Here is a 22,621-nt window from a genome sequence, read left to right on the forward strand (position 1 = left end):
CATCGGCACACTGTTAAAGTTCGGCCTAAACCAGCCGACTCCACAAAGGATTTTTAATGACTGAGAACATCAGCAAGCTTCGCATTGAAGGTGGCACTCCGCTCGTTGGTGAGGTTCACGTTCGAGGCGCCAAGAACCTGGTGCCCAAGGCGATGGTCGCAGCACTGCACGGTTCGACCCCCTCGACCCTGCGTAACGTCCCTGACCTGAGCGATGTCGAAATCGTTACCACCCTCGTGGAGCTGCACGGTGCAAAGGTCGACTACGACCGCGAAGCTGGTGTTCTGACCCTCAACCCCGCACAGGATGCAACCACCGCCGCAAAGAACGCAGAGGAGATTCAGCTCTTCGGTGGTAACTCCCGCATCCCGATTCTGATGGTGGGCCCGCTGCTACACACCCTCGGTACCGCACGCATCCCCAACCTGGGCGGCTGCAAGATCGGTGACCGCCCCATCGACTACCACATGTCTGCGCTGCGCAAGTTCGGCGCAGTCGTTGAGAAGGACGACGAAACCGGCACCACCTTGATTGTTCCCGAAGAGGGTCTGAAGGGTGCAGAGATTGTGCTGAACTACCCCTCCGTGGGCGCTACCGAGCAGGTCCTGCTCACCGGTGTGCGCGCTAAGGGTAAGACCATCCTGCGCAACGCAGCGATTGAGCCCGAAATTATTGACCTGATTGCTGTTCTGCAGAAGATGGGCGCGATTATCTTCATTAACGAGGACCGCACCATCGTCATTGAGGGCGTGGACGAGCTGACCGGCTACGATCACGCGTCCCTGCCCGACCGTAACGAGTCTGCTTCTTGGGCTTCTGCGGCGCTGGCTACCGGCGGCGACATTTTCGTGCGCGGTGCAGCCCAGAAGGACATGACCGCGTTCCTGAACCAGTTCCGCAAGATGGGCGGCCTGTACGAGGTGACCGCCGAGGGCATCCGCTTTACCCACCCGGCTCAGCGCACCCCCGGAGCTCAGCTGAAGCCCATCGTCTTTGAGACCAACGTGCACCCCGGCTTCATGACCGACTGGCAGCAGCCCCTCGTCGTGGCGCTGACTCAGGCTAAGGGCGCGTCCATCGTGCACGAGACCGTGTACGAGGAGCGTTTCGGCTTCACCAACGCGCTGAAGCAGATGGGCGCAGATATTGTCGTCATGCGTGACTGCGTGGGCGGCACGCCCTGCCGTTTCGAGGGTAAGGGCTACGGTCACTCCGCTATTATTTCTGGCCCCACCCCGCTGACCGGTGCCGACATTGAGGTTCCGGACCTGCGCGGCGGCTTCTCCCACATTATTGCTGCTCTGACTGCTAAGGGCACCTCTCACGTGAGCGGTGTTGAGCTGATTGCTCGCGGCTACGAGAACTTCGAGGAGAAGCTCAAGGGCCTGGGTGCCAACTTTGAGGTGCTGGCACGCAAGGCGTCGAAGGCTCCCAAGCCCGATGCAGCAATCGTCGTTGTTGAGCCCGAGGAAGTTGAGGTTCAGGACTAGTGAGCGGACAGCAGGGAAAGCAGGCTCTGCCTGAGATTGAGCCCACCGCCTCCGGTGATGCTCTGTACAAGGTGCTCGGTAACGCTGCGCGCGGGCTGTACAAGCTCATCGCGCGCGTTGAGATTACCGGCCGTGAGAACCTGCCTAAGAGCGGCGGGTACATTATCGTGGCTAACCACACCACCGAGCTTGACCCGGTGACTGTGGCTTTCCCTGCTTTCGTTGAGGGCGCCCTGCCGCGCTTCTTGGCGAAGGATTCGCTGTTCCGCGCCCCCGTGCTCGGCTACATTATGCGCAAGCTCGCGCATATTCCTGTGGTTCGCGGTTCGGTGGATGCGCGTAAGTCCCTGATTACTGCCCGCAAGATTGTTGAGGCTGGCGGTGCCGTCGTGATTTTCCCGGAGGGCACCACCACCCATGATCCGCAGCTGTGGCCCATGCAGGCGCGTACCGGCGCGGCTCGTCTGGCTCTTGCGACCGGTGCGCCCGTCTACCCGGTGGCGCACTGGGGTGATGAACAGATTCTCGGTTACGTGGATGAGGCTGGCGAGGACGGCCGCATCAAGGAGAAGCGTAAGATTTCGCTGTTCCCGCGCAAGACCGTTCGCGTAAAGGTTGGCAAGGCGCTGGATATCGCCTCCCTCGTTGAGGATACCAGCCCCGAGGCTAAGCACACCCGCACCGAACTGGGCGTGGTCACCGACGCCATGCTGGACGCTATTACCGCCGAGCTGGAGACGATCCGCGGTGAGAAGGCTCCTGAGGGTCGTTGGAACCCGCGCACGAAGCGTCGTGAAGCACCCGGTACCCCCTCGGGTCCGGTTGGTGGCGCGCTCGGCGAACCGGACGAAAAGTAGCATCCCAGATGGGAAAATCGTAGAGGCCCTGACAGAAGCCGCGGCTATTTGCTGAGGCGCCTGTCAGGGACTCGCACAATAACCTCACAAGGAAGAGAGGCAGGTGTTTTCGTGACCTTCTTTGGACGCACCCCCGCAGCAAGCCCTGAATTTACCCCTCCGGCAACCGTACAGTCTATTGCGGTGCTCGGTGCCGGTAGCTGGGGCACCGCTTTCGCTAAGATCGCGGCGGACGCTACCCGCGAGCGCGGCGATGACACCCGCGTGACCCTCATCGGTCGTGATGAGCAGGTGATGGCTGAGTGCGAACGCACCCGCGAGAACGCCCGCTATTTTCCGGGAATGAAGCTGCCGGATAACATGCACTTCACGGCGGATGCCCCCGCGGCGCTGACCGGCGCCGATATCGTGGTTCTTGCCTTGCCCGCGCAGGTTCTGCGTTCGCAGTTGCAGAGCTTCGCCCGCTATATTGAGCCGAACGCCATGCTGGTGTCTTTGGCGAAGGGCTTGGAGACCGGTACGGGTCTGCGCATGTCGCAGGTCATTACCGAGGAGCTGGAAGAATCCATGGCTCTGCGCGGTGCTGATCTGCGCGCGATCGGCCATATTCCGCACCGCGTGTGCGTGCTCTCGGGCCCGAACCTGGCGAAGGAAATCATGGGGGAGGAGCCTACCGCCTCCGTGGTTGCGGCTCGTACCCTGCCGGTGGCTGAGGCTGTTGCTCACGCGATTGCGTGCGGTTACTTCCGCCCTTACACCAACACGGATGTGGTTGGTACTGAAATTGGTGGCCTGGTGAAGAACGTGATTGCCCTTTGCGTGGGTATTTGCGAAGGCCGCAATTATGGCGATAACTCGAAGGCGTCCATTATGACGCGCGGTCTGGCGGAGATTACCCGCCTGGCGGTGGCGTTGGGCGGCGAGGCTGCGACGATGAGCGGTCTTGCCGGTATGGGCGACTTGATTGCGACCTGCTCTTCGCCGCTGTCTCGTAACCACACGGCGGGCCGCCTGCTGGCTCAGGGTGTTACCCCTGACCGCCTGCACGAGCACATGAGCCAGACGGCTGAGTCGATTAAGTCGGCACCGGTGGTGGCTGAGCTGGCTCGTCGTCACGGCGTGGAGATGCCCATTGTTGAGGCTGTGGTGGCTGTGCTTTCGGGCCGTATTGGTATTGAGGAGTTGGCGCCTCAGCTGCTGGGTCGCCGCCTCAAGCATGAGGGCCACTAGGTTTTGAAGCTTTCTGGTGTGCCGGCACCCCTTGATTCGGGTTGTGTGCCAGGACATACTAGAAGAAGATTGAATGTAAACATCCAAGGACGGATACCGTTGCGGAAAACCGGTGCGTGAGAAACGCATCAGTGACCGCGACGGTATTCGTGCGTTAGGATTATTGACGCATTGCCGTTCCACCTTCCGGACCTAATGGTAGGGGAACATTGACTAGGAGAAATATATGACCGAGAAGAAGACCGTCGCCCTGCTGTGCGGTGGCCGCTCCTCTGAGCACCCGATTTCGCTCATTACCGCTGCCGGCGTTCTGGGCGCTATTGACCGCACCGCCTACGACGTCATCACTATCGGTATTACCCGTGACGGCCGCTGGTACCTGACCGATGAGCAGCAGCTCGCTGAGCTGACCGCTGGCACACGCGGTACCGCAGAGTTCCCCGAGGGTACCCAGCAGGTGTTCCTGCCGATGGGCGCCGGCGATTCCCTCCTGACCCTGGTGGATGCTGAGGGTAACGTTACCCGCACCGCACCGGTGGACGTTGTGTTCCCGCTGCTGCACGGCCCCTTCGGTGAGGACGGCACCGTGCAGGGTCTGCTGGAAATGGCTGACCTGCACTATGTGGGTTGCGGTGTGACCGCATCCGCTGTGGGTATGGATAAGCACTTCATGAAGGTTGCTTTCGAATCCGCTGGCCTGGAGGTTGGCCCCTACGAGGTTGTCACCAACCGCCAGTGGGAGCACGAGGACCGCGAGCAGATTCTGGAGCGCGTGCTGAAGCTGGGCTTCCCCATGTTCGTGAAGCCGACCCGCGCAGGTTCTTCCTTCGGTATTACCAAGGTGGATTCGGTGGAGGAGCTCGTGCCCGCGATTGAAGAGGCACGCCGCCACGACCCGAAGATCATTATTGAGGCGGGTATTGTGGGCCGCGAAATCGAGTGCGCTGTGCTCGATGGCCACCACGGCGAGATGCCGCGCGCATCCTACCCCGGCGAGATTGAGGTTGTGGACGAGGACCACGGCTTCTACGACTTTGAGGCGAAGTACGTTTCTGAGTCTTCCGCTGTGACCGTGTGCCCGGCGAACCTGCCGCAGGATGTGCAGGATCGCCTGCGCGAGCTGGCTGTGAAGGCGTTCCTGGCGCTGGATGGCGAGGGTCTGTCTCGTGCGGACTTCTTCTACACTGAGGATGGCCGCCTGGTCATCAACGAGGTGAACACCATGCCCGGCTTCACCCCGATTTCGATGTACAAGACCATGTGGGAGAGCACCGGTATTTCCTACACCGACCTGATTAGCGAGCTGCTGACCCTGGCGATGGAACGCCCCCTGGGTCTGCGCTAGTTCTTGAGGTAGCGCTAGTTCTTGGGCGCACCGTCGTTTTGACTGCGCTTAGCAATTGAATACGTAACGGCGGGGGAGTAGCCCCTGTTGTAAGGCGCCTCGGTGCGGATTCTTGAGGGATTCGCGCCGGGGCGCTTTTTGCGCGGTGGGCAAGTTAATGCCTTTGTGGGAAGGGTAATTGGTACGTATTGAGCCCCAAAAGCTTATGAGAATCGCTCGTTTTTCACTCATGAGAAAAATCACTTACATTCGCCTCGGGGTCGCTTGGATGGTGGAGTGCAAGTTTTAAAGTGGTATTGATAAGGCAAAACGTAATTCTGCTCACAAGTGCATGAAATGATGCTTCTAGGTAATGAAAAGATGTTGTTGATGGTCGTTGCACATCTTGAAGCTCAAAGATTGGTATGAAAGCGCTAAAATGAGTAATGAAGAAAAAGCCGATTCGGTAGAATAGATGAAGGCATATCCAATCTACCCTAGCGATTGGGTATCTATTCACTCACAACGTATCAGAAAGTCAAGGACAACCTTTGGGAAAACGAAACCGTAAGGTGGTCTCTGCGAGTCTGGCGACAGCACTGGTTGCTTCCGGAAGCCCATACGTAGCCTCATTTGCTCAAGATGTGCAGGAGGCTGCGTCTCAGGTTCCGCTCAACCCTGTCGGCACCGCAAGCCTAACCCTGGACCCCACCGCAAACGCGGCATCTTCCTCTCAGACGGCAGTACCCACGCTCGCAACCGTGAGCGCATGGCCCACCGCTCAGGGGGACAATAAGACTGACAATGCGCAGGCAGAGCCCACCGCTCAGCCTAGCGCTTCTTCGAGCGCTCAGCCCACTGCTAGTGCTGAGCCTTCCGCAAGTGCTACGCCCAGCCCGGATGCGACTCCTACCCCGAACGCTACCGCGCAGCCTACTGCCGAGCCCACCGCTTCTGCGAGTGCTACCGCAACCCCGAGTGCTACGGCGAGTCCTAGCGTAGAGCCCTCTAAGGATGCGACCGCTGAACCTACCGCTACGCCGACCGTAGCTCCTAGCGCAAGTGCCGAACCGAGTGTTGCTCCTACCGCAACTCCGACGGCTGAGCCGACTGTAGCTCCGACTGTAGCTCCGACTGCGGAGCCTACGGTCCAGCCGACGGCAGAACCTACTGTTGCTCCCACTCCGGAGCCGACCGTTGCGCCTACTGTGGAGCCCACCGCGGAACCCACCAAGGATGCAACTCCTGAGCCTACTCAGGATCCGACTCCTGAGCCTACCCCTGACCCTACTCCCGAGCCGACGAAGGATGTAACTCCCGAGCCGACCCCGGAGCCTACTCAGGATCCGACTCCCGAGCCGAATCCGGAGCCCACTCCTGAACCTACTTCCGAGCCGACGAAGGACGTAACTCCCGAACCGAATCCGGAGCCCACTCCTGAGCCGACCAAGGACGTAACTCCCGAACCGACCCCGGAGCCGACCCAGGACCCCACTCCGGAACCGAATCCGGAGCCGACCCAGGATCCCGTCCCGGTTCCCGAGCCGACTAAGGACGTAACTCCCGAGCCGACCCAGGAGCCCTCTCAGGTTCCAGTTGTTCCGGCCCCGGTTCAGGATCCGACTCAGGAGCCCTCCAAGGAAGCTAAGCAGGAGCCGACCAAGGATGCGGTCATCCCCGTGATTCCGGTAGCTCCGGTAGAGGATAACAAGGACAGCTCGGACTCCAAATCGGTTACCCCGATCGAGACCGAACCTGTTGCTCCGATTCCTCCGGCGAACAACCCGGTGACCGTCCCCGGCAATCGTCAGGAAGTCTCTGGGGAAGATGTCATCATCTCCATTGAGCTTCCGCGACCGGGCAACTCCTCTGAATCCTCAAGTTCCTCTTCGGGATCTTCGAGCTCTTCACCGAGCAAGGCACCGAGCGACAGGCTTGATGGCGACGATGACGATCCGTTGCGTTCCGGCGGTACCACCCTTGGACGAATTGCAGCCAATAACGGCTCGAATGACTCCATCCCGGGTGCGGCAGACTGGGTTGCTGGATACCTCTCGCGCAATAAGACCGACGAGGACCACTCCCACGAGGTAAGCCCCTCGAGCTCCTCAAGCTCGGTATCGGCTTCGAAGTCGCCTAGCTCCTCCACCTCGGCTAGCGCCAGCCGCTCCGCAAAGAGCGTGGCAAAGGCTGACGGCGCGAACGCCGCCCAGGAGCAGGCCGTGAAGAATGCGGACGCGGACGATTCCGGACTTTCCGGCATTGCACCGCTGATCCTCTTCTCACTCATCGGTCTGGTGCTGATTGCTCTGGCAATCCGCTACTTCAGCCGCGGAGCATAAGGCGAACATAACGCGTAAGAATACGCGATAATAGAGGATGTGAATCCTCAGACTTTTAGCGAAACGCGGGACAACCCCATGCGAGAGACACCTCTCTCAAAGCTGGGGGAGTCCCGCGTTCTGCGCGCTTTCATGCCGATTATCAACGCCCACAACGAGCAGGTTGCCGCTGCAGCACGCCAGGCGGGGCGCATCGAACCCCTCGAGGTGGGCCCCGGCGACGACTGTGCCGTTCTCGCCGAGCCCGCGCCCGGTCAGCGTACCGTGGTCACCACCGACACTCTCGTTGAGGACCAAGACTTTATGAACCTCTGGCCCGGCGGTATCGCACGGGCGGGCGAAGACGGTGAGTTCAATCTGGAACCCGCCCGCAGTAGCGGCTACGATGTGGGGCGCAAAGCCGCGACCCAGAACCTCGCCGACGTTGCCGCTATGGGTGCGCGCCCGGCGAGCCTCTTCATCTCCTTGAGCCTGCCCGGTAGCACTCCTTACGGCTGGATTGACGGCTTCGCCCACGGCATTGTGGACGGAATCAACGCCTGCGGAGCCACCGAATGCGTGATTGGCGGCGGCGATATTGGCGACTCCACCGAAATGTCGGTGACCGTTACCGCCCTCGGCTACACGGACCGCGCCGTGCTACGCTCCGGCGCGCGCCCCGGTGACACTATCGCCCTGGCGGGGCGTACCGCCTGGTCCGATGCCGGTCTGCGCCTGCTACTCAACCCGCTCTCCCTGCCCGCCACGGCACTGTTGCGTGCCATCGCCGCAGGCCAGGAAGTCGAAGCGGCGCTGGATGCGGTGGGACAGGCGTGGGCTCAGAAGCAGATTGAAAAGCAGGGCGAGGGATCGGCTGTTGCTCTTCCCGAGGGGCTCATCGAGCTCGCCCGCACCCTCACCCCCGAAGATGCCGCGCACATGATTGCGGTCTGCGAGCGCGCCGTCGCATCACAGCACCACCCGGTCAGCCCCATCCCCGCCGGTGAGGTGGCACGCCAGCATAAGGCAAGCTCCATGCTGGATCTTTCCGACGGACTCGTCAAGGACGCCGGGCGAGTTGCCGCCGCCTCCGGGGTGCAGATGCGCCTCGACCGCGCCGCCGTGGATGCTTTCGCCGAGCCGCTGCTACCGTTGGCGCGCCTGCTGCTGGCGATTGGTGAGCGCAACGAGGCGGGGGAGAGCCCCGCATCCCTGGCGCGCACCTTCGTGCTGGTTGGCGGGGAAGACCACGGTCTGCTGGCGACCTTCCCCGGTGAGGTGCCCGAAGAGTTCGTGCCCCTGGGCACCTGCGTTGCGGATGCCCCGGAGCGCGGTCTGAGCGCCGAACTCTACGGTGCCGAGCGCCGCCACAATGCGGTGACCGGCGCGGCGGTCGTGATGGACGGCCGCTCCCTGGACGGCATGGGCTGGGAACACTACGGGGCTTCCGCGTAGGAGCTCTACCGGGTGCTCTGCTGGGTACCCTGTTGAGCACTCTACCGGGCACCCTGCCGGGGGCTGGCGAAATGTTTTAGCCGGCATTTTCAGCCAGCGGGATAGATGACCGGCAATACCGTACATTTAACCGAAATTACCTAGAATAGAAGTACGAAACAGGTTAGATTCAGCCCGTGCTGCGGGCAGTGCAGAGCATCGAGAACTAGCTGAGAATTCAGCCGAGAACCACGCGAAACTGACGAAACCGACGAGGAGGGTAGCGTGAACGCAGAACAGAACCAGCGCACCGAAGAGCGCGAGATTTACCGCCGCGCCTGCGTGCGCGCCTACCGCTTCGGCGTAGCGTGGTCCACCGCCGCCCGCACCACCATCGAACGCTACCGCGAGGCGCTCAACGAGCTCAACGGGTTCCCCGTGCCCGATAAGGATACAGGCTCCAATATTGCCCACACCCTGCTGACCCTGACCGAGGAGTTTGAGCGGGGCATGGAGCAGATTCTGCCCAACCGAGATCTACCCAGCGGGGAAGAAGCGTACGCACCCGAAGCTGAGTCGGTGGAAAGCCCCGAGGAAGAATCCCTCGCCCATCTGTGGGTTCAGCTCGGCGATATTTACGAGCACGCGATTATGCGCGCATCCCGCGTGGCGCGCGGCAACTCCGGTACTCTGCTCTGCGCCTGGGCGCTGGAGGCGGTGCGCAGCTACTGGTTCCTGCCCGGTAACCTCGCCCAGGAGCTTGGCGAGGCGGCTGCCGAGTTGCCGCTCGTGCGTGCCCTGGAGGCAGACTACGAGCGTGTGCTGGCTGGCGGTTCCCAGCCGAAGCATCGCGAAGTGAAGCTGGAGTACGCCCACGCGGAGGCGCGCGCAATGGCGTTTGCGGCTGAGCGTATTCGCGCCAGTGTGGGGGAGCAGATGGTGCCCTCCACGATGCTGTCGGTTATGGTGGAGCTCGCCCGACTGGACGCGCACTACGATGCATCGCAGGACGCAGAAGTTGCCGATGAGGCATTGAAAGAGCGTCGACGTGCGCTGATGCTTGCCGCGCTGGAACGCACCGCGGACTTCCCGCCCTCGCCCGAGCTTGCCGGTTTCGTGGATGCCGGCGCGCTCGGCTTCTACCTTGCCGTGGTGCACTCCAACCCGCGCTGGGAGGGGGCAACCCTGAACGAGGCGCAGGTGGAATCCATGCTGCGTGCGCCCTCTGCAGCTGGTTCTGTCGCGCGGGCGGCTTCTGCGGCAGGTTCTGAACCCGCCGAGCGCGCAGAAAGTGAGGGGGAGAGCGGCTGGGAGCTCATGGGTACCCTGACCTGTGAGCCCCTCGCCCTGGCACAATTGCGTCCCGAACTTGAAGCCATGGGTGACAGCCTGCTCATTACACCCCTGGACATGGCGGCTGGGCTTTGGGCACTGCACGTGCACGTGCCCGAGATTGAGCCCGCCCGTGCGCTAATTATGGGTTACGGACAGTGGGCGGATGAGCGTATTTCCTCCCTGGCGGATGGTCACCACGCCGACCATGCGTGTGGTGCGGAGGGTGGCGCATGAGCCCCGCCCGACATTCCGTAAACCCGCAACAGGAAGCCCTGGACTTGGGGCTTCCTGAGCCTGCTCCCGCTAAAACTAAGCCGACAAATATTAAGCCCGCGAAAGCTGAGGCAGCGCAGAGTGAGCCCGTAGATTCTGAGCCCGTAGATTCAACGGTTGTGGAGCCTGCCCGCGCCGGTTCTGCGACCCGTGCTGATTCTACGACCCGAACCCAGCCGCGGAAAAAGGATGCGCCGCTACTGAGCGATGAGCAGCTCCGCACCACCGCCGAGCTGACCGTGCGCGATCTTGCCGCCTACGCCCGAGGCGAGGTGAGCCGCGCCGAGCTGAGTGAACGCGCGGCACAGCGCGCCAGCGCCCCCTACCGTAAGGCGCTCAAGACGCTCAAACATTCGCTGGGCCCCGCCGCGCACACCATGACCGACGACGCTATCTACGAGCTGGTCGATATTGCGTTGGCGGCGCGGCAGGCAACTCAGCGGGATGCAAAACAGCCGGAAGTACATCAGCCGGGGGAACCTGCCCGGAAAGCACCCGCTCGGAAGAAACCGGCTCAGAAGAAGCCAATTCAGAAGGAACCTGCTCAGAAGGAACCGATCCCGCAGGAGAGCAAAACTGCCGCGCGGGCTACTTCGGTGCGCCCGCAAAAGGTAACGAAGGCAAGCGAAGGGGGCGAGCAGAAGAACGCGCCGCAGAAGAATGCGCCGAAGAAGATCGAGCCCGAGGCGGAAGCTGAAAAGCCCGCGCCCAAAAAGACTGCACCCAAAAAGGTTGTAGCGAAGAAGACTGCTCCCGCAAAGAAAGCCCTCGCCCAGAAAGCTTCCGCAAAGAAGGCAACCGCTGAGAAGGTTGCGGCCGAGAAAGTCGCGGCTGCGAAGTCCGCCTCAGCCACCGCGGAGGCTAAGAGCCGTGCCCTGGCGCGCTACGCCTCCGAAGACCGCATCGAAAATGCGCCGCTCAAAAAGTACCTTCCCGCACCCAGCACTAAGGCAATCGCCACGCACCTGGACCTGCACACCGTCGGGGAGATGCTCGAATACTTCCCGCGCAAGTACCTGCCGCGCGGTGAGCTCAGCTCCTTCGCCGAACTCGTTGAGGGCCAGGACGTCACCATCATCGCCCGCGTGGTGCACGTGAGCACCCGAACCATGGCGGCACGCCGCGGCAAAATCACGGAAGTGACCATCACCGACCGGCTCTCCGACGCCACCGGGCAGGACGCACCCGCAGGTTTTGGGGCTGCCGGTTTTGGTGCCACTGGTTTTGGGGCTGGCGGTCCTGTATCCGTGGTGCCCGGGCGCGCTAACCGCCCCGGCGTATCCGGCGTATCCGGTGCATCCAGCGTATCCAGAGTATCCGGTGCGCCCGCGCAGAACTGGCAGGCAACCGGGATGCACAACCCGCGCATTAACGCGCTCGCTAACTCCAGGCAGAACCCAGCTGCCCAGAACCCGGCACAGGGTAGGGGAGCGCAGCCCGCCTCCTACAGCGGCTACGCAGACAGCTACGGCCAGGATGATTTCGCGCAGGGAGGCCTCTTTGGCGTGCCCAGCATGACGAATCCCGGTGCGCTCATCGGCTCGCAGATGAAGCTCTCCTTCTTCAACGCCTGGACCGCCGCCCGCGAAATCCACGAGGGCGAAACCATGATGTTCTCCGGCAGGGTCGGCATCTACCGCGGCGAATACACCCTCACCAACCCACACTACGCCCTGCTCTCGAAGGACGCCTCCGGCGCGGACGTCACCGACGCCGCCACCGCCCCCGTGCCCGTCTACCGCGCCCCCGTGAAGCTGCCCACCGACCGCATTAGCGGCTACATGGCGCAGCTGCTCGAAAAGGTGCCGCTCAAAGAACTCGAAGACCCGGTACCCTACACGATTCGTCGCGCCCGCAAGGTGCCCTCGCTGGAGTGGACGTACCGCGCCCTGCACACCCCCGATTCGGAGGACACTTGGCGTGCCGCGCAGGCGCAGATGCGTTACCGCGAGGCGTTCGTGCTGCAGAGCGCGCTCGCCCGCCTGCATTCGGTGCGTGCCGCGCACCTGACTCAGCCGCGCCCCGCCGTGGAGGGCGGCCTCGCCGATCGGCTGATTCAGGTTCTGCCCTACGAGCTGACCGAGGGGCAGCAGAAGGTGGGCGCTGAGATTGCCGCGGATTTGTCGAGTGAATCGCCCATGAACCGCCTGCTGCAAGGTGATGTGGGTTCCGGTAAGACTGTGGTGGCTCTGCGCGCCATGCTGCAGGTTGCCGATGCGGGCGGCCAGTCCGCGATGCTCGCCCCGACCGAGGTGCTTGCCGAGCAGCATTTGCGTTCGGTGCTGGACATTCTGGGGGATATGGCGGCGCCCGAAGACTTTGACGATTCAGCCGCCGGTTCCGCCGAGGGAATCCCCGCGGGGAGCGGGGAGGAACCCCGCCGTGTGCGTGTGCGCCTGCTGACCGCCTCCATGGGTACCCGCGCCAAGCGCAAGGTACTGCAAGAACTCGCCGACGGCACCGCCCAGATTGTGATTGGCACCCACGCCCTGCTTTCCGATGAGGTGAGCTTCCACGATTTGGGTCTGGTCGTCGTGGACGAGCAACACCGCTTCGGCGTGGAGCAGCGCGACGGCCTGCGCGGCACCGGCGGCGCCCTGCCTCACCGCCTGGTCATGACCGCAACGCCCATTCCGCGTACCGTCGCCATGACCGTGTTCGGTGATCTGGACGTGTCCGTGCTCGACACCCTGCCCGCGGGCCGACAGAAAATCTCGACCCACGTGGTGCCCCTTGCCGAGAAGCCCGCCTGGGCGTCCCGGCTGTGGAGGCGCGCCCGCGAAGAAATCGACGCGGGTCACCAGGTGTATGTTGTCGTACCCAAAATCGGGGAGGATGGCGACAGCCTGGAGGAGGGTGCCGCGTTCTTTGGCGCATCCAGCCTGAACGGTGCGGGTGCGGGTGCGGGCAACTCTGCCCAGGGCTATTTCGGTCAGGGCGGTAGCGCCAGCAGCGACGGCAAGGTTCAGCTGACCTCGGTCGCCTCAATGTACTCCTACCTGAGCGCTGAGGACGCCCTCGTCGGCGTGCGTATCGGCACCCTGCACGGCCGCATGGACCCGGCGGAGAAGACCGCCGTCATGACCGCTTTCGAGCGCGGTGAGATTGACCTGCTCATCAGCACCACCGTCATTGAGGTGGGCGTGAACGTCCCGAACGCCACGCTCATGATCATCATGGACGCCGACCGTTTCGGCATCTCGGGCCTGCACCAGCTGCGCGGTCGTGTGGGTCGCGGCGGCTACGCGGGCACCTGCCTGCTGGTGACCCGCCAGGAGGAGGGGGGCGTGTCCCGCGAGCGTCTGGATGCGGTCGCCTCCACCACGGACGGCTTTGAGCTTTCCCGCATCGACCTGGCGCAGCGCCGAGAGGGTGATATTCTGGGTGCTGCACAATCGGGCTCGAAGAGCACCCTGCGGTTCTTGCGGGCGCTCGCCGATGCCGACATTATTGAGCGTGCCCGCGAGGATGCCCGCTCGGTGGTGGAGAAGGACCCGACGCTGGCTAAGCACCCGTCGCTGGCGCGCACGATTGACCGCGCCCTGGACGCTGACCGTGAGGCGTTCCTCGGCAGGGGATAGGCGCCCGACGGGGGAGAGCGCTCTGCCCCACCCCTTGAACTACCCGCGCACAAAAACAACTGCAACACACCACCTAGCTGTTTACTACTTCAGAGGAGAGACCCTATGAGCCGTATTATTTCCGGTGCCGCCGGAGGCGTTCGCCTTGTCTCGGTTCCGGGGGATAACACTCGCCCCACCACCGACCGGGTGAAGGAATCCCTCTTCTCCAAGCTGGAGAGCTACGACATTATTCGTGGCGCCCGCGTGCTGGACGCTTTCGGCGGCTCGGGTGCGCTGGGTTGCGAGGCGCTCTCGCGCGGTGCCGCCTCCGTGACTCTGCTGGACACATACCCGAAGGCTGTTGCGGTGATCCGCAAGAACGTTGCCGCGGTGGAGAAGGCGATGGGCCGCACCGGTTCTTCTGGCGCTACCGGTTCTGCGGCGCGCGTACAGCAGTCTCAGGCGCTAACCTACGTGAAGTCCGCTTCCGGTCCGTGGGACCTGGTGTTTGTTGACCCGCCCTACGCCATGCCGAATGAGCAGGTCAGTGAGCTGCTGGAGGCGCTCACCCCCAAGCTCGCCGAGGGTGCCGTGGTCGTGGTGGAGCGTTCTTCGCGCGATGCGGAGCCGGTGTGGGGCGAGGGCCTGTACTGTTTTTCGACCCGTCAGCACGGCGAGACGGTTCTCTACTATGTGGAACCTGACGAGGTGGAGGAGCAGGCGGGCGACGAGTTCGGCAACGAATCTGGCGAGGATGCTGAAGAGCTCGCCGCCTAAGATTGCCGCCGCATCTCACCGCCCGATCTTGCTACCTCAGCCTGCGCTCGTCCGCATGCCACTAACCCGCATCTTAAATTCGCCCGCATCTACTCATTCCAACCTCTGATATTTATTCGTGAAGGGACCGCCATGATTGCCCTCTGCCCCGGATCTTTTGACCCCGTGCACCACGGCCACCTGGAAATCATTGTCCGCGCCGCTCAGCTCTTTGACGAGGTGATTGTGGGCGTGGCACACAATAGCTCCAAGAAGTACCGTTTCTCCCTGGAGGAGCGCGTGCAGCTGGTGCGTGAGTCTCTGCAGGAGCTCGGCATTGAGGGTGTGAGCGTGGAACCGATTCCGCCGGGCGTGCTGCTTGCCGAGTACGCGGCGGAGCGTGGTGCGAAGGTGCTGGTGAAGGGTCTGCGTTCGGCGACGGACTACAGTTATGAGGCTCCGATGGCGAGCATGAACCGCCACCTGGCGCAGGTTGAGACGGTGTTCTTGGCGGGTGAGGATCGCTACGGTGCGGTGTCGTCCACGATTATTCGTGAGGTGGCGTCGCTGGGTGGTGACGTGACTCCCTTCGTGCCGGAGGCGGTCGCCCGCGCCCTGAAGAGTGCCTAGGAAAACGCCTCATCAACCCAGGCGCACACCACCTTGTGCGCACCCATCCGACACGCCCGACATGCCCACGGCACAGCAAGCTGTGCCGCCGACCGGGCACTTAAGTCCCCCAGTAGTAGCCCCGACCGTCCGATTAAAAGCCGCGCGGCGCCTCCTTAAGGGGATATTTAAGAGGTGAGCGCCACTTAAAGAGATTTAAAAGGCGCTTAATCTTGATTAACGGTGCGAATGACCCCTAAAATGGGACTTTGGTTTATACATTTCGTAAGGAGAAACGCCATTTCACGTGCAGACGCATCGCCGCTGGTGGTATCGGTTACTAACCTGATTCACCGCCCCGGCACCATGGAAACTCTCACTGAGGTTCTGCCCGCACCGGCAGACCTGGGTAACACGCTCATCGGCGTGGAAGAGGGTTCGGATATTGACCTCGATATTCGTATGGAGTCTGTTGTTGATGGTATCCTAGTTACCGGCTCCGTCGTTGTGGATGTACACGGCGAGTGTAGCCTCTGCTTGGATCCGATTGATTACGAGATGTCGGCCAATATTCAAGAGCTTTTCGTCTTTGAGAAGGCCCCGGCTGGCGGCCCCGAAGACGAAGTAGATGAGCAGTACGCCGTTGAGGATGATTCCATCGACCTTGAACCGGCTCTGCGGGACGCAGTAATCCTTCAACTGCCGTTCCAGCCTGTTTGTAGGGACACCTGCCAGGGTCTGTGCGCCGATTGCGGTGCGCGCCTGGAGGATGACCCCGGGCATCATCACGAGGTGTTGGATCCGCGCTGGTCGGCCCTACAGGGCCTGCTCGGTGCAGATACCGAAAACTAAATTGTTGTTACTAGAGATTGTGAGATAGCTGTGGCTGTTCCCAAGCGCAAGATGTCCCGCGCTAACACCCGCGCACGCCGTTCCCAGTGGAAGGCATCCGTGCCCCAGCTGGTTAAGACCGTTGAAAACGGTCGCGTGACCTACAGCCTGCCCCACCAGGCAAAGGTTGTAACCGACGCTGCAGGCAACGCCCTGTTCCTGGAGTACAAGGGCCGTAAGGTTGCAGACGCCTAAGAAGCGGTGAATCCTTATGACTGAATTTCCTAGTGTTGATACTAGGGAGTTGCGTAAACGTCTCGGAGTCGATATCGACGCCGAGACGTTTTTGCTATCCCTAACCCACCGCTCCTACGCCTTCGAGAACCCCGGAGTGGAGCATAATGAGCGCCTGGAGTTCCTGGGCGATTCGGTGCTTTCCCTGGCGATCGCTGAAGAAGTGTACCGACGCTACCCCGACCTGCCCGAGGGTGAGCTCGTGAAGCTGCACCACGTGGTGGTGTCGACGGTGGCGTTGGCGAAGGTGGCACGCGACCTGGACCTGGGCAAGTACATCCTGCTCGGTAAGGGCGAGATTCACACCGGCGGCGCCGATAAGGACTCAATCCTTGCCGACACCATGGAAGCGATTTTTGGCCTGACCTACCTGGAGTGCGGTCGCGAGGCGGCTCGCGACCTGGTGCTGCGCCTGATTGCGCCGCTGCTCGACGATGAGAAGGTCCTGAACTCTGGACGCGACTGGAAGACTGAGCTACTGAACCTTGCCACCGCCCGCGGCTGGGGAGATGTGCGCTACGAGGTCACCGGCGAGGGCCCCGACCACGCGCGCGTGTACACTGCGGTCGCTATTGTGGCGAACCAGCAGGCCGGTACCGGTGTGGGTCCGAGCAAGAAGGAGGCGGAGCGTCTTGCCGCTGAGCAGGCGTACCGCGTTCTGGTTTAGGCTCATTCAAGCATCCTGCAGGTTTGTTAGCTCTGCGGTCTCTTGATTCTGCAGCCCCGCTGATTGGAGGGAACCATGCCCGAACTGCCCGAGGTGGAAACTGTTCGTGCGGGCATCGCCGACCATTCGTTGGGTCGCCCCGTGCGGGCGGTGCGCGTGGTCGATGCCCGTTCGCTACGCAGGCACCTGCCCGGTCCCGCCCACTTTGAGACGGCACTCACCGGCAGGGCGCTGCGCGGTGCCTACCGCCGCGGCAAGTACCTGTGGCTGACCCTGAGCGAGGCGGACGGCACGCTTGCCGACGAGGCGCTCGTGGTGCATCTGGGCATGAGCGGTCAGCTGCTCGTGCGCGATGAGCCGGGCGGCGACTCAGGCAGCGAATCGGGCAGTGACTCGGGTAATGAATCTGAGGCTCGCGCGGCCTTTGATGAGCAGCCGCGGCACCTGCGCGTGGCGCTCGAGCTAGGACCGGTGGGAGCTACCAGCGTTGCGGGAGCCACCGGTGGCGCGGCGAGCGCCAACCGGGCAAACACCGGGCAGCGGTTGCTCTTCGTGGACCAGCGCATCTTCGGCGGCATGTTCCTCAGCCCGCTGGTACCGGACGTACCCGCAGCGGTTGCAACGAATAAAGCAGCGCCCGATGAAATGGGGCAGAGCGAAGTACCGGAGCATTTTCTAGTACCGGAGGCGGTCAAGCACATTGCCCGCGACCCGCTGGACGAATTCTTCGACCCCGCGGCGGTGCGCCGCAAGTTCCTGCGCACCTCCAGCGGCATTAAGAAGGTGCTGCTGGATCAGTCAGTGATCTCCGGCGTGGGCAATATCTACGCCGACGAGGCGCTGTGGCGTGCGCGGCTACACTACGCGAAGCCCGCACGCACCCTCAGCACTGCGCAAACCCGTGAACTGCTGGAGGCGGTCACCCAGGTGCTACGCGAGTCCCTGGCGGCGGGCGGCACAAGTTTCGATGCCCTGTACGTGAACGTGCTGGGCGAGTCGGGCTACTTTGAGCGCTCGCTGAACGCCTATGGTCGTGCCGGGGAGCCCTGCCTTCGTTGCGCGGAGGCGGGCCGCACAACCCTGATGGTGCGCGAGCCGTTCCAGAACCGCTCATCCTACCGTTGCCCGCACTGCCAGCGGGCCCCACGCTCTCGATAGGCACAAACTCACGCTAGTTATGCATATGACGGCGTAGCTACGTTCCTCCCATGGGGGATGTAGCTACGCCGTCATTCGTTTACAGCTGGGTTGAGAAAGGGGCTGGGGGAACCGACCCAAAAAGAAGCAGCTTAGCGGCTGTACCTATCCCCGTAGAACAGGCCCAGGCGCTCGTAGCCTTCCTCAATCGACACGGAAGGCTCCCACTGCAGCAGCTCGCGGGTGCGGCGCTGGTCAAACCAGTGCGCGGTCGAAAGCTGCTCCGCCAAGAACTCCGTCATGGGCGGCTCGTCACCGGCGGTCACGTTCTTCGGCAGACGCTCCCACACGCGCTCAATGACCTTACCCGCCAGGGCCGCAACCTTCGCCGGAACCGAGAAGCGCGGGGCGGGAACGCCCACCGCCTCACAGAAACCACCCAGTAGTTCAGCGATAGTGCGCGGCTGACCGTTCGTGACCACCAGCGCCTGACCAGCAAAAGCGTCGAGGCGCTGGTATCCGCGCACCACGGCGTCGGCGGCGTTGTCAATGTAGAGCGTGTCAATCAGGCCCGTACCGCCGGAGAGCAGCGGCAGGCGGCCCGCGGCGGAACGCTCCAGAATACGCTCGACCAGCTGGGTATCGCCCGGACCCCACATCAGGTGCGGGCGCAACGCGCCGGTGTGCATGACCCCGCCGCCGGGCAAAGGCGTGCCGTTCGCCTCCAGAACCAGCAGCTCGGCGGCAGCCTTCGAACGCGCATAGTTACCGCGCGCGTGCTCCGGGGATGCCACGCCGGCACCATCACCCACAATCGCCGCACCGGCATGAGCCACCGACGGCGAGGAAATGTACAGGAAAGAACCCACCGAATGGTTCAGCGCCGCCTGCAACAGGGTGCGGGTGCCCTTAATATTGATGCGCTCATAATCAGCCCACTCGCCGCTGACCGAAACCTTCGCCGCGGCATGCACCACGCCGTTCACGCCGGTCATCGCCAGAGCCACCGCCTGCGCGTTCGTAATATCGCCGCGCACCTGCTCAAAACGCGGGCGAATCGAATCGGGCAGAAGCGCCGCAATACCCGAATCGCCACGCTGAAAAACGCGCACATCGTAGCCGGCACGCAGCAACGCCAGCACGCTCTCACGACCCAGCAAGCCGCTCGCACCGGTAAAGAGGATGCGCTCGCCAATACGCGGCGCGAAATCGGGCTCCTCAACCGGGCGCAACGAACGCGGGGCGGGGTCGGCGTAGCGTGCCGCCAACGGCTGCGCCGGCTTGCGGAACCGAGCCGTCGGGGAGGTCACCGCATGCGCAGTCGACAGGCGGGGCGCAGACAGGCGGGGTGCGGGCTCGTGGGAAAAGGACTCACGCGAAGAATGAGGGGACATCATACTCCTTAGACTTAGGGATCCGGCAGACGCTTACGCCCCCGCCAGGACCTTCGACGCCCACTCACCCAGGGCGGGGCGGTCAATCTTCGAATTATGGCGAATATCGGTCGGATGCTCGTGCACCACCAGCACCGCGGCAAGCTCCACGCCGGTATCCTCGGCAACCTTCTGACGCACCAGCTGCGACAGCTCGAAGGGCGCCACACCCTCCGCAATGGGGAAGCGGCGAGCGCCGGGCACGCAATCGAGCAGGGCACGCTTGAGACCCGATGCTGACTGGCGCGCCTCCAGAGCGGCAGTATTTGCGGACGCCTCAATGACCAGCACCGGGGCGGCAGTACCTGCAGGACCCACAGCGACCAGGGCGGCGCGGCGCACCTCGGGCAGGGACTCTGCGGATTGCTCAGCCGCAACCGGGGTCAGTACACCCTGCGAAGTCAGCAGCACGTGCGCGAGGCGCCCCTCAACCCACAGGCGACCCGAAGCGTCCAAGTGGCCGACGTCACCGGTGTGATGCCAACCCGGAGTGCTAATGGACTGCTCCTCAGTCACCCACAGGGTGTCGTAGCGGTCCTTCACATGCGGTGCCGACACCAGAATCTCACCGGTCACACCCGGCTCGTGGGTCAGCTCATCCGCCACCGAACCGTCCTGCAGCAGAGGCGCAATAGCCACCGCCGCACCGTACACCGCGAAACCAACGCACACGCCGTCACGGGCGAACGGGTCAAGCACCTCACCGGCAGCATTCGGGGTGCCCTCAGCAATCGCCTGGCGAATCATCTCGAAAGACACATCGGTCACCGGCAGACCCTCGGTCATGCCGTACGGGGTGTGCAGGGAGGCGTTCGGCACCAGGGCGGAGAGCGCCTCCAGCAGCGGCACGGGAATCGGCGCGCCAGCACTCAGCACGGTCTGAACCTTAGCCAACGCCGCACGCTGCTCAGCGTTCAGCTCATCGGCGGTCGCCACCACATTTACCAGGGCGGCGGGGGAAGCGAACACGACCGACGCATCAATAGCCGCCGCAGCCGACGCCAATGCCGAAGCCGTCAGGGTCTTCGGGCGGGTCACATCCATCGTCGGGGTCACGCTGGTAGCACCCAGTGCCGGGCCCAACAGTGCAAACGGCGCGAAGCCAGCCACCAGACCGCTACCGGGCGCAAAACCGTACGTATTCGCAATGGCATCGCGCATACCCGCCAGCTGACGCTGCGTGTACACCACACCCTTAGCCGGGCCGGTCGAACCGGACGTGTATAGCACCGCCGCATCAGCATCCGGCACGGGGGAGGGGAACTCCACCACGGTCGGGGTGGGCACCGGCGCACCCGGAGTGCCGTCAGCGGCGGGCGCGGTAAACACCGAACCGGCAACACCCAGCAGCTTCTCCTGCACCGAACCCAGCGGCTCCACAGAAATACGCACACCCGGCCACAGCAGGGTACGGGCGGCACTGAGCGCGGCGGGAATACCCACCAGGAAGCTCGGGTTAGCGCCCTTCAACGCGCGAGTCAGACCCGGCAGACCCAGGCCGGTATCAGCCACCACAATGACCGCACCCAGCTTCATGCACGCGTAAATCAGGGTGGTCAGGCGGGCACCCGGAGGCACCATCAGGTTCACGCGGTCACCCGGGCGCACGCCCAGGGCATGCAAGCGGGTCGCGGCGGCGTTGACCTGCTGATTCAGCTCAGCCCAAGTCAGGGTCACGGACACGGAGGTGCCGTCACCCTTGGGGTCCATGTCCACCACGGCGGTGGAGATGTCGTCGGCGCGTTCGGTGAGGGCGGCGAGCATGGGGCGGAACGCCGCGGGAACGGTACCATCAGCGGCAGCGCCCTCGCCGGCGACCAGACCGTGGCGGCGCGCGCGGGCGGCACGATGCTCCGCCTCCGCATTACGCGCCGGAACCTGCACGCCGTCCTCCAGCGCGCCGAAAGTCTGGGCAAGCCACGAAATCATGGGGGAGGCAATATCGTAATCCTCAATGACCAGGTGCGAGGCCTTCTCGTAGCGGTGCACCTTCGCCTGCGGCATGCGCTCCATCAGGTCGAACAGGTAGCGGCGCTGGAACACCGGGTCCTTCGTGCCCCACTGGAAGAACGCGGGCACGTCCAGGTCACGGATCTGCTCGGCAATACGCTGCATCGGCGTATAGGAAGGAATATCGGTGCCGGTCGGAATATCGCCCACAAAATTACGCACACCCTCACGCCACGCCGAATGAGCGTACGGCGCGCGGTAGGTGCGGTAAATCGCCTCGTTCAGAGGGCTCGGGTACAGGCGCTTAGGCTGCTGACCCACCGGCTGCGGCAGGGCACCATCAAGCGCCCCGGCACCGGCAGAACCCGGCGCGGGCAGGCGGCCCTCGTTCTGAGCCAAACCCAAGGTCACATCAATAAATGCGGTCGAATCGTGAGTACCCCACTCGTGCACACCCAACGCCAGGCGCAGGGCGGCAGGGATATTCTCAATGCCGTCATGGTAGACCGCGGTATTCGTCAGCATCACGCCCGAAAGAATCTCGCGATGCTCCAGCGCCCAACCAAAGGACACCAGCCCACCCCAGTCGTGAGCGAGGGTCACGACCGGCTTATCGGTCTCATCCAGACCGAGTGCCTTCGTGAAATCACCCAGGTCAGCAATACGGTCGGTCAGGGAGCGGCGCTCACCCTCCAAATCCAGGTGGGTGCGCTCCGAATAACCCATATCAATCTGATCAACCGCAACCACACGCCACGGGGCGCGCTCATTCACGCCCGCATCCAGCACGGTACGCCACAGGTACGACCAGGTCGGGTTACCGTGCACGCACAGGATCGTGCCAATCGGCTCCAAACCCTGCTCGACCAGCACCGGAAGGTTATCCAGGTAGTGCCAGCGGCGCGCGCCAGCCTGCTGCGCCCGCTGCTCAATGGGGGCGGAGGTGGGCACCTCCAGAAGGTGGGAGTAGCGCGGGTTCACGCCCGCCCATTCCTCCGGGTTATACGGGGGCTGAGCCTTAGGGAAGTTCAAATGGCGCATGCTGGGAATCCTTCCGGATCGAATCGGTGAATGTCTACCGCACAGAGGTTAAGGGCTGCCGGCTAAGGGCTGCTGG

At 63.1% G+C, this 22,621-nt stretch carries 16 protein-coding genes; 14 read left to right on the top strand and 2 right to left on the bottom strand.

Features of this window, described 5'->3' with window-relative positions:
• Positions 1-56: 56 nt before the first annotated feature.
• The 14 genes from murA (at position 57) to mutM (ending at position 18,142) form a co-directional block, all read left to right on the top strand.
• Positions 57-1,490 (top strand): UDP-N-acetylglucosamine 1-carboxyvinyltransferase, encoded by a 1,434-nt coding sequence (gene murA / locus HMPREF2894_RS00090; protein ID WP_049347430.1) that lies wholly within the window; start codon positions 57-59, stop codon positions 1,488-1,490.
• Positions 1,490-2,347, top strand: coding sequence for a lysophospholipid acyltransferase family protein (locus tag HMPREF2894_RS00095; protein ID WP_049347432.1), 858 nt, complete (start codon positions 1,490-1,492; stop codon positions 2,345-2,347). Before murA ends, HMPREF2894_RS00095 begins: the two co-directional genes overlap by 1 nt.
• A gap of 111 nt (positions 2,348-2,458) precedes the next feature.
• A complete protein-coding gene (locus HMPREF2894_RS00100; protein WP_070642638.1) occupies positions 2,459-3,577 on the top strand; it encodes an NAD(P)H-dependent glycerol-3-phosphate dehydrogenase in 1,119 nt (372 codons plus the stop codon).
• A gap of 226 nt (positions 3,578-3,803) precedes the next feature.
• Positions 3,804-4,922: a D-alanine--D-alanine ligase family protein gene (locus HMPREF2894_RS00105; RefSeq protein WP_070677251.1), complete on the top strand. Its 1,119-nt coding sequence runs from the start codon at positions 3,804-3,806 to the stop codon at positions 4,920-4,922.
• 530 nt (positions 4,923-5,452) lie between these two features.
• A complete protein-coding gene (locus HMPREF2894_RS00110; protein ID WP_070677254.1) occupies positions 5,453-7,243 on the top strand; it encodes a hypothetical protein in 1,791 nt (596 codons plus the stop codon).
• 78 nt (positions 7,244-7,321) lie between these two features.
• The gene (locus HMPREF2894_RS00115) at positions 7,322-8,677 is read left to right on the top strand and encodes a thiamine-phosphate kinase (RefSeq protein WP_070677257.1); all 1,356 of its coding nucleotides are present in this window, start codon (positions 7,322-7,324) and stop codon (positions 8,675-8,677) included.
• 264 nt (positions 8,678-8,941) lie between these two features.
• Entirely contained in the window at positions 8,942-10,225 is a 1,284-nt protein-coding gene (locus HMPREF2894_RS00120) for a DAK2 domain-containing protein (RefSeq protein ID WP_070677260.1), read from the top strand.
• Entirely contained in the window at positions 10,222-13,845 is a 3,624-nt protein-coding gene (locus HMPREF2894_RS08885) for an ATP-dependent DNA helicase RecG (protein WP_083309891.1), read from the top strand. Before HMPREF2894_RS00120 ends, HMPREF2894_RS08885 begins: the two co-directional genes overlap by 4 nt.
• 105 nt (positions 13,846-13,950) lie before the next feature.
• A complete protein-coding gene (rsmD, locus tag HMPREF2894_RS00130; protein WP_070677263.1) occupies positions 13,951-14,604 on the top strand; it encodes a 16S rRNA (guanine(966)-N(2))-methyltransferase RsmD in 654 nt (217 codons plus the stop codon).
• Positions 14,605-14,736: 132 nt separating this feature from the next.
• The gene (coaD, locus tag HMPREF2894_RS00135) at positions 14,737-15,213 is read left to right on the top strand and encodes a pantetheine-phosphate adenylyltransferase (protein ID WP_012903340.1); all 477 of its coding nucleotides are present in this window, start codon (positions 14,737-14,739) and stop codon (positions 15,211-15,213) included.
• Positions 15,214-15,435: 222 nt separating this feature from the next.
• Positions 15,436-16,044 (top strand): YceD family protein, encoded by a 609-nt coding sequence (locus HMPREF2894_RS00140; RefSeq protein ID WP_012903341.1) that lies wholly within the window; start codon positions 15,436-15,438, stop codon positions 16,042-16,044.
• Positions 16,045-16,074: 30 nt separating this feature from the next.
• Positions 16,075-16,278: a 50S ribosomal protein L32 gene (gene rpmF, locus HMPREF2894_RS00145; RefSeq protein ID WP_005505656.1), complete on the top strand. Its 204-nt coding sequence runs from the start codon at positions 16,075-16,077 to the stop codon at positions 16,276-16,278.
• A gap of 16 nt (positions 16,279-16,294) precedes the next feature.
• Positions 16,295-16,984: a ribonuclease III gene (gene rnc, locus HMPREF2894_RS00150; RefSeq protein WP_070677266.1), complete on the top strand. Its 690-nt coding sequence runs from the start codon at positions 16,295-16,297 to the stop codon at positions 16,982-16,984.
• Between the two features lie 75 nt (positions 16,985-17,059).
• On the top strand, positions 17,060-18,142 hold the full coding sequence (mutM, locus tag HMPREF2894_RS00155) for a bifunctional DNA-formamidopyrimidine glycosylase/DNA-(apurinic or apyrimidinic site) lyase (RefSeq protein WP_070677268.1): 1,083 nt from the start codon (positions 17,060-17,062) through the stop codon (positions 18,140-18,142).
• 131 nt (positions 18,143-18,273) lie between these two features.
• On the opposite strand, the gene HMPREF2894_RS00160 is transcribed toward mutM, so the two are convergent.
• Together HMPREF2894_RS00160 and HMPREF2894_RS00165 are read right to left on the bottom strand one after the other, a co-directional pair.
• Positions 18,274-19,515, bottom strand: coding sequence for an NAD-dependent epimerase/dehydratase family protein (locus HMPREF2894_RS00160; protein WP_070677271.1), 1,242 nt, complete (start codon positions 19,513-19,515; stop codon positions 18,274-18,276).
• 33 nt (positions 19,516-19,548) lie between these two features.
• Positions 19,549-22,545 (bottom strand): alpha/beta fold hydrolase, encoded by a 2,997-nt coding sequence (locus tag HMPREF2894_RS00165; protein ID WP_070677274.1) that lies wholly within the window; start codon positions 22,543-22,545, stop codon positions 19,549-19,551.
• Positions 22,546-22,621: the final 76 nt, after the last annotated feature.

Source organism: Rothia sp. HMSC066G02 (assembly GCF_001813145.1).
Lineage (GTDB): Bacteria > Actinomycetota > Actinomycetes > Actinomycetales > Micrococcaceae > Rothia.

Coding starts and splice junctions, on each gene's coding strand:
- HMPREF2894_RS00165 (WP_070677274.1), bottom strand. CDS start 22,545: ATGCGCCATTTGAACTTCCCTAAGGCTCAGCCCCCGTATAACCCGGAG.
- mutM (WP_070677268.1), top strand. CDS start 17,060: ATGCCCGAACTGCCCGAGGTGGAAACTGTTCGTGCGGGCATCGCCGAC.
- rnc (WP_070677266.1), top strand. CDS start 16,295: ATGACTGAATTTCCTAGTGTTGATACTAGGGAGTTGCGTAAACGTCTC.
- murA (WP_049347430.1), top strand. CDS start 57: ATGACTGAGAACATCAGCAAGCTTCGCATTGAAGGTGGCACTCCGCTC.
- coaD (WP_012903340.1), top strand. CDS start 14,737: ATGATTGCCCTCTGCCCCGGATCTTTTGACCCCGTGCACCACGGCCAC.
- HMPREF2894_RS08885 (WP_083309891.1), top strand. CDS start 10,222: ATGAGCCCCGCCCGACATTCCGTAAACCCGCAACAGGAAGCCCTGGAC.
- HMPREF2894_RS00105 (WP_070677251.1), top strand. CDS start 3,804: ATGACCGAGAAGAAGACCGTCGCCCTGCTGTGCGGTGGCCGCTCCTCT.
- HMPREF2894_RS00115 (WP_070677257.1), top strand. CDS start 7,322: ATGCGAGAGACACCTCTCTCAAAGCTGGGGGAGTCCCGCGTTCTGCGC.
- HMPREF2894_RS00160 (WP_070677271.1), bottom strand. CDS start 19,515: ATGTCCCCTCATTCTTCGCGTGAGTCCTTTTCCCACGAGCCCGCACCC.
- rsmD (WP_070677263.1), top strand. CDS start 13,951: ATGAGCCGTATTATTTCCGGTGCCGCCGGAGGCGTTCGCCTTGTCTCG.